General features: G+C 74.6%; 9 protein-coding genes and 1 pseudogene. 5 read left to right on the forward strand and 5 right to left on the reverse strand.

The annotated features are described in order from the left end of the window. The first annotated feature begins 62 nt into the window (after window positions 1–62). On the forward strand, window positions 63–2,069 hold the full coding sequence (locus tag ACFYSC_RS24850; RefSeq protein ID WP_389966504.1) for a serine/threonine-protein kinase: 2,007 nt from the start codon (window positions 63–65) through the stop codon (window positions 2,067–2,069). 217 nt (window positions 2,070–2,286) lie between these two features. Beyond that, window positions 2,287–3,246 carry a quinone oxidoreductase family protein gene (locus ACFYSC_RS24855; protein WP_389966066.1) on the forward strand — a complete coding sequence of 320 codons (960 nt, stop codon included), beginning with the start codon at window positions 2,287–2,289 and terminating at the stop codon, window positions 3,244–3,246. An 85-nt stretch (window positions 3,247–3,331) separates the two neighbouring features. Here the strand turns inward: ACFYSC_RS24855 and ACFYSC_RS24860 are convergent, their stop codons facing one another. Continuing rightward, window positions 3,332–4,630, reverse strand: a complete 1,299-nt coding sequence (locus ACFYSC_RS24860) for an FAD-dependent oxidoreductase (RefSeq protein WP_389966069.1) — start codon at window positions 4,628–4,630, stop codon at window positions 3,332–3,334. A gap of 303 nt (window positions 4,631–4,933) precedes the next feature. Between ACFYSC_RS24860 and ACFYSC_RS24865 the strand changes: the two genes are divergently transcribed. Both ACFYSC_RS24865 and ACFYSC_RS24870 read left to right on the forward strand, forming a co-directional pair. Continuing rightward, complete coding sequence (locus ACFYSC_RS24865; RefSeq protein ID WP_389966072.1) at window positions 4,934–5,767, forward strand: patatin-like phospholipase family protein; 834 nt, start codon at window positions 4,934–4,936, stop codon at window positions 5,765–5,767. Between the two features lie 106 nt (window positions 5,768–5,873). Further along, window positions 5,874–6,908, forward strand: coding sequence for a 1-acyl-sn-glycerol-3-phosphate acyltransferase (locus tag ACFYSC_RS24870; RefSeq protein ID WP_389966075.1), 1,035 nt, complete (start codon window positions 5,874–5,876; stop codon window positions 6,906–6,908). A 100-nt stretch (window positions 6,909–7,008) separates the two neighbouring features. On the opposite strand, the gene ACFYSC_RS24875 is transcribed toward ACFYSC_RS24870, so the two are convergent. From ACFYSC_RS24875 to ACFYSC_RS24885, 3 genes and pseudogenes are all read right to left on the reverse strand, one after another. Further along, window positions 7,009–9,588 carry an NACHT domain-containing protein gene (locus ACFYSC_RS24875; RefSeq protein WP_389966506.1) on the reverse strand — a complete coding sequence of 860 codons (2,580 nt, stop codon included), beginning with the start codon at window positions 9,586–9,588 and terminating at the stop codon, window positions 7,009–7,011. Between the two features lie 258 nt (window positions 9,589–9,846). Further along, window positions 9,847–10,377 (reverse strand): annotated as a pseudogene (locus tag ACFYSC_RS24880) (hypothetical protein); the annotation flags it as partial. Between the two features lie 239 nt (window positions 10,378–10,616). Continuing rightward, complete coding sequence (locus ACFYSC_RS24885) at window positions 10,617–11,060, reverse strand: MarR family transcriptional regulator (RefSeq protein ID WP_362930252.1); 444 nt, start codon at window positions 11,058–11,060, stop codon at window positions 10,617–10,619. A gap of 75 nt (window positions 11,061–11,135) precedes the next feature. On the opposite strand from ACFYSC_RS24885, the gene ACFYSC_RS24890 reads away from it, so the two are divergent. Continuing rightward, a complete protein-coding gene (locus ACFYSC_RS24890; protein WP_389966079.1) occupies window positions 11,136–12,083 on the forward strand; it encodes an alpha/beta hydrolase in 948 nt (315 codons plus the stop codon). Window positions 12,084–12,220: 137 nt separating this feature from the next. Here the strand turns inward: ACFYSC_RS24890 and ACFYSC_RS24895 are convergent, their stop codons facing one another. Further along, window positions 12,221–13,711: a cobyric acid synthase gene (locus ACFYSC_RS24895; RefSeq protein ID WP_389966083.1), complete on the reverse strand. Its 1,491-nt coding sequence runs from the start codon at window positions 13,709–13,711 to the stop codon at window positions 12,221–12,223. Window positions 13,712–13,747 lie beyond the last annotated feature (36 nt).

Raw genomic sequence — 13,747 nt, forward strand, 5'->3', positions numbered from 1 at the left:
CTGCCGATCATCGTGAAGATCTCGGTAGTGTGAGCCACCCAACGGATGGCATGCGGTTAGGTATGACGGTGAACAACCTCGAATCCGGCGACTCTCCACACATCGGCCGCTATCGCGTGCTCCGGCCGCTGGGCCGGGGCGGGATGGGCACGGTCTATCTCGGCGAGTCGCCCGAGGGACGGCAGGTCGCCATCAAGGTGATCAACCCGGAGTACACCCGTCACGAGCAGTTCAGGATGCGTTTCCGCAGGGAGGCCGAGGCCGCCCGGCGGGTCCGCCGGTTCTGCACCGCCGCCGTGATCGAGGCCGACCTGGACGGCGACCAGCTCTACGTCGTCACCGAGTACGTGGCCGGCCCGAATCTGGAGGAGGCCGTGCGGGCACAGGGGCCGCTGTTCGGCTCCAGCCTCGACGCGCTGGCGGTCGGCGTGGCGACCGCGCTCACCTCGATCCACGGCGCCGGGATCGTGCACCGCGATCTGAAGCCCTCCAACGTGCTGCTCTCCTCCCTCGGCCCCCGGGTGATCGACTTCGGCATCGCCCGGGCGCTGGACACCCTCAGCGGGATCACCGGGACGGGCGAGATCATCGGAACCCCCCGCTACATGGCGCCGGAGGTGCTGCGCGGCGAGCGCGTCTCCCCCGCCTGCGACGTGTTCTCCTGGGGCTGCCTGATGGCCTTCGCCGCGAGCGGCCGGCCGCCGTTCGGCGGGGACTCGCTGCCCTCGGTGATGTACCAGGTGCTGAACACCGACCCCGCGCTGGAGGGCATGGAGCCCGCGCTGCGCGAGCTGGTGGCCCGCGCCCTGGTCAAGGACCCGGAGCGCCGGCCCACCGCCCAGCAGATCCTCGACCACCTCATCGGCCGTTCGGCCGAGCCGGAGCAGGCCGCCCGCTCGGTCCGGACGGTCTGGCAGCAGGACCCACAGGTCACGGCGCCGGGCGCCCCGCAGCCGACCGCGCCGTGGCCGGGAACCGCCGAGCCGCGGACCGCCCCCTGGCCCGGCGCCGCACCGGGCGGACCGGGTGCTTCCGGGGGACACCACGCGCCGGGCCTTTCCGCCGGACCGGGTGCTTCCGGTGGCCCCGGCGGTCCCGGCGGGCCGGGTTTTCCGGGGTGGCCGGGCGCTCCAGGCGCTCCGGGCGGACACGCCGTACCCGAGAGGTCCGCCGTACCGGGCGGGCAGGTCCCGGGCCGTCCGGAAGAGTGGACCGCGCAGGAGACGCGCGCCGGCGGGCCGGGCGGGGCCCCGCCGGCGGGCCCGGCCGGTCCGCCCGCGGCGCGCGGCGGCCGGACGGGAGGGCGGCTCCGCCTGGCCGTCGCGGCGACGGCGGCCCTCGTCGTGGCCGGCGGAACGGGTCTGTATTTCCTGCTGTCCCCGAGCGGCCCACCGGACGACCTGCCCCTGCTCTACCAGGACGACTTCACCCAGAGCACCAACTGGGACAGCTCCGAATACGACCCGCCCACGCGGAAGTGGGGTTACTCCCACGAGGGCTACATCGCCATCGACGTCGACGGAGAGGACGCCGGCCACCGGATGGACGCGCCCATACCGTTCGTGACCGCGCCACCGGCCACCCCCGCCCCCTCGGCGAGCCCCACGCCCGTCGTCCCGACGCGGCTGCTCGTCGGCGTGGACGTCAGGATCCGCGGCGGCTCCGGGCCCGGCGACTACGGCGTGTTCTGCCGCGGCGACAAGGACAACCTCAACGCCACCCGGTACGAGTTCCTGCTCGACACCTCGGGCAAGGCCCGCATCCGCAAGACCATCGACAACGCCGGAGGAGAGCTCGCCGCGCCCGCCGAGGTGGACCTGCCGAAGGGCGAGGCCGCCCGCGTCCAGGCCGAGTGCGCCGACGAGGGCGAGAGCGGCGTGCGGCTGACCATGTGGGTCAACGGCAGGCGGGTGCAGACCGCCCGTGACGGCACCCCGCTGCCCAACGGCTCGGTCGGCGTGTTCGCCAGGGTCGCCGAGAAGGGCCGCGCCACGCTCAAGACGTCCTTCGACAACTTCACCCTGAACGGCCCGCTCCCGCCCAAGGGCTCCGCCGGGAAGGGCGGGTGACCCCCACGGGGCTCCGGCGACCTCCCCCGGACGACCCTGTGACGGTCCGGGACCCGGCCGGGGAGAGTGATCGGCTCCGGGGTCCGGCGGTTCCGCCCCGGACGGCCGACCCCGCCGGAGGGCCGATCCCGCCGGAGCGTTCCCGCCGGGAAGAGTGAGCGGCCCCGCGCGGTTGGGGACGAAAGGATCACACACCGAATCCGAGGAGTCGAGCGCGATGCATGCCATAGTCGTCCGTGCCACCGGCGGTCCCGAGGCCCTGACCTACACCGAGCACCCCGACCCCGTGCCGAACCCCGGGGAGGTGCTGGTCGACGTCGCCGCCGCGGGCGTGAACTTCATCGACGTCTACCACCGCACGGGCCGCTATCCGCTCTCCCTTCCGTTCGTCATCGGAGGCGAGGGCGCGGGCACGGTCACCGCGGCGGGTGAGGACGTCGAGGGCGTCTCGGCCGGTGACACCGTGGCGTGGACCAACGTGATGGGAAGTTACGCCGAGAAGGTCGCGGTGCCGGTCTCCCGCCTGGTCCGGGTGCCGGAGGGGGTCTCCGCCGAGACCGCGGCGGCCGTCACCCTGCAGGGGCTGACCGCGCACTACCTGACCCACTCGGTCCACGAGGTCAAGCCCGGTGACGACGTTCTCGTGCACGCCGCGGCCGGGGGTGTGGGCCTGCTGCTCGTCCAGATCGCCAAGCTGCGCGGCGCCCGGGTGATCGGGACCGTCTCCACCGAGGAGAAGGAGAAGCTGGCCCGCCAGGCCGGCGCCGACGAGGTGCTCCGCTACGAGGGCTTCTCCGAGGCGGTCCGCGACCTGACCGGCTCCGGCGTGCACGTGGTCTACGACGGCGTCGGCGCGGCCACCTTCGACGGCAGCCTCGCCTCGCTGCGCCCGCGCGGCATGATGGCTCTGTACGGCCAGGCCAGCGGCCCGGTCCCGCCGATCGACCCGCAGGTCCTCGGGCAGCACGGGTCCCTCTTCCTGACCCGGCCCTCCCTCGCCCACTACGTCGCCACCCGCGAGGAGCTCGCCTGGCGGGCTTCCGACCTGTTCGGTTGGGTGGCCGAGGGCAGGCTGAAGGTGCACGTCTCCGGCCGCTACCCCCTCGCCGAGGCGGCCAGGGCCCACGAGGACCTGGAGGCCCGCCGCACCACCGGCAAGCTCCTGCTGCTGCCCTGAGCCCCGCGTCCCGGGGCCGGCGCCGTGCCCGCCGTACGGCGGCGCCGCGGGTCATCGGCCCCGGGACCGGTTCCCTCGGCGAGGTTCAGCCGCGCAGGGCGCGCCAGAGCACGCCCGGCCGCATGAGGGCCGAGGGCGGGTCGAGCAGGCCGGTCACCCGGCCGAAGGCGACCGCGACCGCGGGATCGTGCGCGGCCGCCCGCTGCAGCCTGCGGACGTAGGCGTTGAGGACGCGGACCCGCGGCGGCCGGCTCCCCTCGGCCTCACGCATGGACAGGTCGGCGCCGGTGGCCAGCTGCCAGGCGGGGTCCACCGCCCTGGCCGCGGCGGCGAAGTAGCGGCGGGCCAGATCGCCGGCGCCCTCGCGCAGCCGGTCGCGCAGCGCGAGGGCGTCCAGCGCGCCGACCGCCATGCCCTGGCCATAGATGGGGTTGAAGTTGCACAGGGCGTCCCCGGTGACGAGCAGCCCCTCGGGGAAGCGGCCCAGCCGCTCGTAGCGGCGCCGCACGCTGGTCGGGATCCTGGCCGCCCCCACCTCTCCGAGGGGCTCGCCCCGGCGGACGGCCGCGGCCACGTCGGCGGGGGCGACCTCGTCGAGCCACGAGAAGAAGCCCTCGGCGTCGGACGGCGGGCGCACCCCCGCGTTGCCGCCCAGTGTCACCAGCCAGCGGCCGCCCTCCACCGCGCAGAGCGCGGCGCCCTTGCGCTGCCCCGGATGGGAGCCCACGAGGACCATCCGGTAGCCGCCCATGGCCTCCTCGGGGATGCGGAAGTACCAGGTCGCGTAGGCGACCTCGACCTTGACGACCTCCTCCTCCGGCCGGTCGAAGCCCATCTCCCCCAGCCAGACGAGCGTCCGGCCGCCCCGGCCCATCGCGTCGACCACCAGGTCGGCGGGCAGTTCCCGCTCGCCGTCGTCACCGGCGACGCGCGCGCCGGAGACCCGGCCGCCGTCCGCGACGATCCCGGTGACCTGGTGGCGGTCGGCCAGGACGAGGTTCGGCAGCGCGCGCGTCCGCCGCAGCAGGTGCCCCTCCAGGAACGGCCGGGTCGCCGACACGCCCTGATCCGGGGTCGGCGTCCTCGCGAACTCGTATCCGCCCATGATCATGCGGAGCTGCGTCGTCCCGTACGGCACGGCGCCCGCGTCGATCATCTCCGCGGTGACGCCGGGGAACAGCTCCTCGATGACCTGGAGGCCGCGCGGCAGCAGGCCGTGCGCGTGGAACCCCTGCGGCACGCCCCGGCGGGGGCCTCCGCCGTCCAGCGCGTCGCGCTCGACGAGCGTCACCCGGTCGTAGAAGTCGGTCAGCACGCGCGCGGCCAGCAGCCCGCTGACCCCCGCCCCCAGCACGACCGCGTGCTCCCCGGCTCTGCGGATCATGAACCCCTCCCGGGTGACGGCGTCGTGAGATCCGTCTCCGAGTATCGCCGCGCACCGGAGCTTTGTGATCACCAGGAGTGGAATCCACGCCCGGAATCCGGCTCGGGGGGCGGCCGGAATCAGGGACGACGCCGGAGCGAGGACGCGGGGACCGGGGCGCGTCCGGACCCGCGTCCGGACCCGCGGATGGAACCCACGGCCGGACCCCCAGCCGGATTCCGGCCCGGTGGCCGGGACCCACGGTCGAAACCCCGGCCGGATTCCGGCCCGGCGGCCGGGCGCCGCCGGGTCTATCTTTGGGGCATGAATGTGGACACGGCGTTCGTGCTGGGCGGCGGAGGGGTGCTCGGCGCGCATGAGGTCGGCATGCTGCGGGCCCTGGACGAGGCGGGCGTCAAACCCGACGTGGTCGTCGGCACCTCCGTCGGCGCGCTGAACGGCGTCGTGCTCGCCGCCGACCCCGCCGCGGCCGTCTCCCGGCTGACCTCCCTGTGGGAGACGGAGGCGGTCCGCACCGCCTTCGGCGGGTCGTGGATGACCCGGCTGTCCACCCTCGCCAGGAGCGGCACCCACCTGCACTCCGCCGCGCCGCTGCGCGCCATGCTGGCCGGGATGCTCCCGGTGACCCGCATCGAGGACCTGGCCGTGCCGTTCCAGTGCGTGGCCGCCTGCGTCGAGCGGGCCACCGCCCACTGGTTCACCGAGGGGCCGGTCGTCGAGGCGGTCCTCGCCTCCTGCGCCGTCCCGGGGCTGCTGCCGCCGGTCCGCATCGGCGGCGACCACTTCCTCGACGGGGGGCTGGTCCACAGCATCCCGGTCGGCCGCGCCGTCGCCCTCGGCGCGCGCCGCGTCTACGTCCTGCACGTCGGCCGGATCGAGCGGCCCCTGGCCCCCCCGCGCCGGCCGTGGGAGGTCGGCCTGACCGCCTTCGAGATCGCCCGCCGGCACCGTTTCACCGAGGAGATGGCCGCGCTGCCCACCGGCGTGGAGGTGCACGTCATGCCCGCCGGAGCCGAGGCCAGGCCCGGCGTGGACCTCTCCCAGCTCCGCTATCGCGATTCATCGCGTATATCTGGGTACATCGAGCGTGCGTACCGGGCGTCGTCGGAGTATCTCGCCCGTCGGTCGCCCGCCTGAGCCGCGCGCCCGCCCGAGCAGGGGCGGTGCCGCCGGCCGTACGGCGCGGCGGCCCCGGGGGCACGGACCGGTGCCGTACGGCGAGCCGCGGAGGAAGGAGGGACCGGTGCTCCCTCCCCGCATCGTCCGCCGCCTGGTCCTCGCGCCCCTGGTGGTGGTGCTCGCCGTGGCCGCGCTGGTCACGCTTCCGGTCTGGCTGCTGGTGGTCGCCGCGGCCTCACTGCGCCTGCCGCCCCCGCAGCGGCGGGGCACCCGCCTGGTGTGGTTCGCGGTGGCGTGGCTGACGCTGGAGACGATGGCGCTGCTGGCCTGCTTCGGCATCTGGGTGGTCTCCGGGTTCGGCGGACGGCTCAGCCGCGACGAGTACGAGGACCGCCACTACGCCCTGATCAAATGGTTCCTGGGACAGGTGTACGGCGCGGCCGAACGGATCTTCCGCCTGCGTGTCCTCATGGAGGCGCCCCCGCCCACTCCGGACGAGCTGTCCCGGCGGCTGACCCGCCCGGTCATCGTGCTCGCCCGCCACGCGGGCCCCGGCGACTCGGTCCTGCTGGTGCACCACCTGCTCAGCGTGTACGGCCGGCGCCCCAGGATCGTGATGAAGGCGGCCCTGCGGCTGGACCCCTCCCTGGACGTGCTGACCGGCCGGGTGCCCAGCGCCTTCGTCTCCCAGGGCGCCGGAGCGGGCGGCATCATCGCCGAGATCCGCCGGCTTGCCGCCGACATGGACCCCGACGACGCCCTGGTGATCTTCCCTGAGGGCGGGAACTTCACCCCCAGGCGGCAGGCGAGGGCCATCCGGCGCCTGGAGAACAAGGGGCTGGCCGAGGAGGCCGCCCGCGCCCGCCGCCTGGAACACGTACTCCCCCCGCACCCCGGCGGGGCCTTCGCCGCCATCGACGCCTGTCCCTCCGCCGCCGTGGTGTTCGTCGCCCACACCGGCCTGGACGACCTGGTCACCCTCCACGACCTCTGGAGCAAACTGCCCACGCACGCGGAGGTGCGGGCGACGTGGTGGCGGGTCGACGCGGACGACGTCCCCCGGGACCGCGAGGAGCAGGTCCGCTGGCTTTACGACAACTGGGCGCGGATCGACGCCTGGATCGCCGCGAACCACCGGGTTCCGGCGGCCGAGGCGTGAGGGCGGTTCCGCGCCGGAATTCCGGGGGGCCGGGAGCGCGGGCGATCCGCACCTCCGGAGCGGGCGTGGCCGGTGCCCCGGCGCCTCCGGATCGGCCCGATCACCGGGACACCGGCACGCGCGTGACCTTCGCGGTCGGGTGGAGAAGGTGGACGTTGCGGAGCTCCTGGTCGGAGCCGGCCGTTATCCGCAACCCCGGCCTGCCCGCGAGCGGCGCCAGGTCGAGCACGGGAGCCGTCCCTCTCAGGGAAAGCTCCTCCAGATCCTCCAGGCCCGCGAGCGGGGAGAGGTCCGTCACCCACCGCGATCCCCTGAGGTGGAGGTAACGGAGTTTCGGAAGGTCCGTCAACGGACCGAGGTCGGCGGCCTCGGACTCCTCCAGCACCAGCATTTCGAGGCCGCGCTGACGGGCCAGCGGCGTCAGGTCCGTCACGTCCCGGCATCGGATCAGTCGAAGCGTGATGAGGTCCAGGGCGTCCAGCACGGCCAGGTCGCCGAGGGAACCGATGCCACTGAGGCCGAGGGAGTGCAGCCCCGGGGCGTGCCCGACGACGGCGGCCAGACCTCCCCGGATGTCGGCTTCGCCGAGGGTGAGCATCTCCAGGCGGGAGAGATCCGTCAGGAACGCGACGTCCTTCAGGTGGCGCGCTCCATGAAGCGTCAGATCCTGGAGCGCGGTGTGCCGGGCGACCGGGCCGAAGTCCCGGACCGAGCCCACATCGCCGAGCCGGAGCGTGTCGAGCCGGGGAAGTCCGTCGAGGAACGCGAGGCTCCCCGCGAAATCGAAGTTCTCCAGGTACAGATCCCGTAGCTCGGGCAGACGGGTCAGGCAGCCGGGGTCGCTCCAGCGGCGCGACGTCATCGCGGCGTAGAGCAACGTCAGCGTCGGCTGGTACGCGAGGTCGCTCAGGTCGGCGTCGCCCACACCGAACATGTAGAGCCAGCGCAGCGGCGGTGCGGACCGGAGGAACCGCAGGTCCCCCGATACGGGGCAACTCACGATCACCTTCTTGGGGTTCTTCAGGTGACGGAGGGCGCTCAGCATGCGCGGGTTCATGACGCTGAAGAGCTGGGGGAGAGCCGCGTCCGCCAGGACCCGGGCGGCGTACTCGTCGGCGTCGAAGTACCCCCACCCGGTCGCCAGCTCCCGCTGGACCGCCTCGCGGGAGTCCCCCGCGTACCCGGAGAGCCTGCGCAGCGCCTCCTCCCCGTTGATCAGCCAGCAGGTCCGCACCGTCGCCGCCGCCCGCGCCTTCGGCAGGCCGCGCACGTCGTCGGGGAGGCGGCGCAGCACCTCCTCCCCGGCGAGCGCGAGCGTCCTCGCCTCGGCCTCGTTGCGCGGCGGGATCACCGCGGCGAGGCATGCCTCCAGGCGGTCGCGCAGGCCGCCGGGGAGTTCCTGGATCGTCTCCAGGCAGCCGGCGACCAGCAGCCGCAGCCGCCTGCCGTACCGGTCCTCGGCGTCGATCCGGTCGAGCAGCCCGCGCAATAGGTCCCGCCGTACGGGCGCGTTGGCGTGCCCGGCGGCCATGACCACCGTCTCGCGCCACTGGTCCAGGTGTGCGCGCTCCACCAGGGGCTCGACGTCGGCGTCGTCGGCGGCCTGCTTGGCGGCGAGATACTCCTGCACGGTCCGGTGCACGAAGTCGATCCGGCCCGGCACCGGCTCCCGGATCACCCCGCTGCGCTGGAGCAGGTGGCCGAGCACCGCCTCGGCGGTCGCCTCCACCCGGGGCATGGTCCGGATCTTCTCCTCGACCCGCCGCAGCGCCGTCGCCCTCGCCAGCTCCGAGCGGCCCCACACGGCGAGCTGCCAGGCGAGGTCCTGCAGGATGCGGATCTTCTGCTCGGCTTCGAGGGCGACGTCGGCGGCGATGCCGCGCTCGGCGTCCCGGCGTTCCAGCAGCAGTTCCAGCGCCGCCGCGTACAGGCCCATCCTGTTGCGCGGCAGCTGCTTGCCGCGGTCGAGGTTCAGCGCGCACAGCATCGCCGCGAGGAGTGGCGTCGCGGCGAGCGCCCGCAGGTGCGGGCCGCTCTCGAAGCGGGCCAGCAGCGCGCCCTCGTACTCGTCCAGCCGCTCCGGCGGGCACGGCAGGCTCGGTGACCCGCGCATCGCCGCGTGCCACTGCCGCACCAGCTCCCGTAGGTCGGACGGGGTCATCGGCTCCAGCGTGACCGGGGAGAAGCCCTCCTCGGTCAGCCAGCGGGCGTCGGCCGCCGCGGGGCGGGAGGTGACGACGGTCCGGGTGCCGGGGTAGGCGGCCAGCAGCCCGGCGAGCCACCTGCGGACCACGGGGCGGTGCCGTACGGCCAGCTCGTCCACCCCGTCGACGAGCAGCAGCGCCCGTCCCGCGTCGAGCACCCGGTGCGCCCACCCGGCGGGCATCCGCCCGGCCACCGGACCGGCGACGTCCGCGAGGAGGTCCTCGGGCATGGGCAGGTCGCCGGAGGGGTGGCTGCGGAGCTTGACGACGAACGGGACCGACCCGTTCCAGGACTCCAGGTCGCCTGCGAAGCCGCCGCGCGCCGCGGTCACCGACAGCCAGCGCAGCAGCGTGCTCTTGCCGGACCCGGCGTCGCCGCGCAGGAGGGTGCGCCGGGACCGGCCGAGGGCGCTCTCGACGCGCAGGGTGGCCGGTTCCGTCTCGGCGGCCGTCCCGGCCAGCTCGGCCAGGCGCATCCGTTCCGGGACGCGGTGGCGCGTCCTGCCCTCCGCCGAGACGCCGAGGCTGATGTAGGCGACGCTCAGGGTGGCGCGGGGCCGGTAGTTCTCCACGCGGACGCCGAACAGCTCGACCTCGTCGAGGGTACGGCTGAGGTGTTCGAGGTAGCGGCGCTCGAACTCCGCGTCGTCCTGGGTGCCGCCGGGCGCGTCGAGGGAGCGGGCGGGCAGCCGGGCCAGCGCCGCGGAGACGTGCCGCCCGAGGTCGGCGATCCGTTCCTCGACGGCCGACAGGCGGCCGAGGGTCTCGGTGGCGGCCCGCGGCAGGTACTGCGGGAGCTGCTGGACGATCCGGACGAGGCAGTCGAGGCACTCTTCCAGCAGCACGTCGTACAGCCGCCCCCCGGCCTCGCCGAGCTGCCGGGCCGGGTCGGGCAGCCCGGTCCGGACGGCTTCGGCGAGCTTGATCGGGTCCATGTCGGCCGCCAGGACGGCGCCGTCGGTGAGGTCGGCGGCTTTCAAAGCGGCCAGCACCTCGTGCAGGACCGCCGCCCGGTCGTTCTCGGTGAGCCCGCCGTACTCCCGTTCGACGAGTACGGCCAGCCGCCGTTCCACCCCGTCGGCGATGGCCTCCAGCTGGCGTTCGAGGCTTCGCCGGACGAACCGGTCGGGGAACCCGCTGCGGATCAGCGTCGCGAGGTCGGCCTTCCGTTCCGCCCCGTCCGCCCGCGCGGCCAGCCCCTCCCGTACGGCGCGCTCGGCGACGGCCTTCCCGGCCGCGGCGACGACGGCTTCCAGTCCCGGCATTCCGCTCCTCGGCGACGCTGTGCGGTTCGCTTACCAGGATCGCGTGAAATGCGGGATTCCGCGGGGTTCTGTGGGGATCCACGGCGAGAATCCGATCATCGCCGCCACGACGGGCCACGCCCACCCATGAGCCGCGCCCGGCCCCAGATCCGTGATCGGCCCCCGCACCGCGACCCGCACCCGACCCCCGCACCGCGACCCGCGTCCGGCCCCTACACCGCACCTGGCGGGAACCGGCCTCAGGCCCCGTCCCGCTGGTGCTCCTCAAGCGCCGCGCGCAGAGTGGCGAGCGTCGCGGCGGTCCGGGTGAGGTCGGCGGCCGGGACGGCGGCCGTGCGGGCGGTCAGCTCGTCCTCGACGGTGGGGCGGGCGGCGGCCAGGATCCGGGCGCCCTCCGGGGTGAGGCTGAGGACGGAGGACCGCCGGTCCTCGGGATGCGCCGCGCGCACGCACAGGCCCGCGCTCTCCAGCCGGTCCACGCCCTTGCTCACGGCTCCGACGGTGATCCCGATCTCGCGCACGATGTCGAGCACCCGGCATCCGGGACGGTCGTCGATGATCTCCAGGAACTCGAACTGTCCCAGGCCGATGCCGTGCTCGGCGCGCAGCCGGTCGCTCACCGCGTTGTACAACCGGGTCTCGGCACGGACGAGGTCGGTGAACAGGCGAGTGATGTGCGTCACAGTTTCCGCTCCAATATATTCCCAGGAATCATCTTCCCTGGAATCGGGTTGAGGATCGCAAGTGCATTCCAAGGAATGCATCCTCTCATCCCCGACACCACGGAGGCCCGGATGACCCGCTCGCAGCGCGAGGCCGTCGACGCCCTGCACCGCAACGCGCCCGCCAACCCGAACCCGGCCCTGGCCGAGCAGCGTGCCGGATTCGCCGGCGCCCTCTCCCGGCCCCTGCCCGACGACGTCACGGCGCACGAGACGGTACTCGGCGGCCGTCCCGCGCTCGACCTGACCCCGGCCGCCGCCACCGGCCGCGGGCGGCTGCTCTACCTCCACGGCGGCGGCTACGTCCTGGGGTCGCCCGGCACGCACGCGGGGCTCGCCGCCCGGCTGGGACTCCGTGCCGGGCTGCGCGTGACGTCCCTGGACTACCGGCTGGCCCCCGAGCACCCCTTCCCCGCCGTGGTGGACGACGGCCTCGCCGCCTACCGGGCAATGCTCGACGAGGGGGTGCGCCCGGAGGAACTGGTGCTCGCCGGAGACTCCGCCGGCGGCGGGCTGGCCGTCGCCACCCTGGTCGCGGCCCGTGACGCCGGACTGCCGCAGCCGGCGGGCGTCGCCGTCCTCTCCCCGTGGACCGACCTGACGCTCGGCGGGCGGAGCACGCGCACGAAGGAGGGCATCGACCCGATCTTCACCCGGGAGGCGGTCCAGGCGTTCGCCACCCGCTACCTGGCCGGTCAGGACCCCGCCCACCCGCTGGCGAGCCCGATCTTCGCCGACCTGCGGGGCCTGCCCCCGCTGCTGGTGCAGGCCGGCTCGAACGAGCTCCTGCTGGACGACGCCGTCCGGCTCGCCGGGCGCGCGGCCGCGGACGACGTGGAGGTCACGCTGCGGGTCTGGCCGCAGGTGCCGCACGTCTTCCAGAACCACTCCGGGCGCCTCGACGAGGCCGACGAGGCACTCGGCGAGGCCGCCCGCTTCCTGTCCGCCCGGGTCCGGGCCGGGCACGAGGCGCCGGTGAGCTGACGCCGCCGCGGCGGGACCGCCGGACGCGCGGGCGGGCGGTCCCGCGGGCCCCGGACGCGCGGGCCGCCGGACGCGTGGGCCGGCGGTCCCGCCACGGCGCTCCCGGCACCGTCCGGCGGCAGGGGGCGCCGTACCCGCTACGGCGCTCCCCCGGCGCCGCCCGGCGGCAGGACCGGCAGGCCCTCCGGCGCCCCGCCCTCCAGGAGCCGGAGCAGGGCGCCGGTGTCCAGGTGGTGTTCGACCAGGTCGCCCAGGGCGTCCAGCCGCTCCTCGCGCAGCGCGGCGAAGGAGACGTCCGGGGCGGGCACGAAGTCGCGGCCGGTCACCGCCGCCACGTCGGCCAGGAACGCCCGGCGGAAACCGTCGTTCTCCAGGGCCCCGTGCCAGGTGGTGCCCCAGACGGTGCCCGAGCGGCAGCCGTCGAGGAACGGCTCGCCGCCCTCGGGTGTCACGACCCCGTGGTGGATCTCGTAGGCCGCGACGGGACAGCCGTACGCCGCGCCGACCGGCCGGCCCAGCGTCTTGTCCGCGGCGAACACCACCGTCGCGGGCAGCAGGCCCAGCCCCTCCACCCGGCCGGCGCCGGACTCGACGTCGTCGTGGATGGTCCGGGCGAGCATCTGGTAGCCGCCGCAGACACCCAGCACGGCCCGGCCGGGCAGCGCGTCGGCCAGGCCGGTCGCACGCAGCCAGGCCAGGTCGGAGACCGTGGCGCGGGAGCCCGGCAGCACCACCAGGTCGGCGTCGTCCAGCTCGGCCGGGGAGGTGACGAAACGGACCGTCACCCCGGGCTCGGCGGCCAGGGCGTCGACGTCGGTGAAGTTGGAGATACGCGGCAGCCTGACCACCGCGACCCGCAGGGTCTGCCGGCCGTACGGCGGACGCGTCCCGACCGCGGGGCGGTTGTCCAGGGCGAGGGAGTCCTCGGCGTCCAGCCACGCGCCCTCCAGCCACGGCAGCACGCCGTAGACCTCCCGGCCGGTCAGCTCCCGGATCATTCCGAGGGCCGGTTCGAGGAGCTCACGGGCCCCGCGGAACTTGTTGACCACGAATCCCGCGATCAGCGCCTGGTCGGCGGGCTCCAGCAGGGCCACCGTCCCGTACAGCGCGGCGAAGACCCCGCCACGGTCGATGTCGCCGACCACGACGACCGGCAGGCCGGCGGCGCGGGCCAGGCCCATGTTGGCGATGTCGCCCTCGCGCAGGTTGATCTCCGCCGGGCTGCCCGCGCCCTCGCAGACCACGACGTCGTAGCGGGCGCGCAGCCGTTCCAGCGCGTCGACGGCGACCGTGCGGAGGTGGTCCTTGAGGTCGCGGTACTCCATCGCGTCGACGTCGGTCAGCGGCCGTCCCATGACCACGACCTGGCTGCGCCGGTCACTGCCCGGTTTGAGGAGGATCGGGTTCATGTCGGCCGCGGGTTCCAGGCCGCACGCGGCGGCCTGCATCGCCTGCGCGCGGCCGATCTCGGCGCCGTCGGCGGTGACGAAGGAGTTGAGGGACATGTTCTGCGCCTTGTACGGCGCGACCTTGACCCCCTGGCGGGCCAGCCAGCGGCAGATCCCGGCGGTGACGACGCTCTTGCCCGCGTCGGAGGTGGTCCCGGCGACCAGCAGCGTGCCCTTCAACGGTGCACCTTCCCGTCTTTTCCATCCGTTCCCATC

It is taken from the genome of Streptosporangium sp. NPDC004379 (assembly GCF_042873875.1).
Classification (GTDB): domain Bacteria; phylum Actinomycetota; class Actinomycetes; order Streptosporangiales; family Streptosporangiaceae; genus Streptosporangium.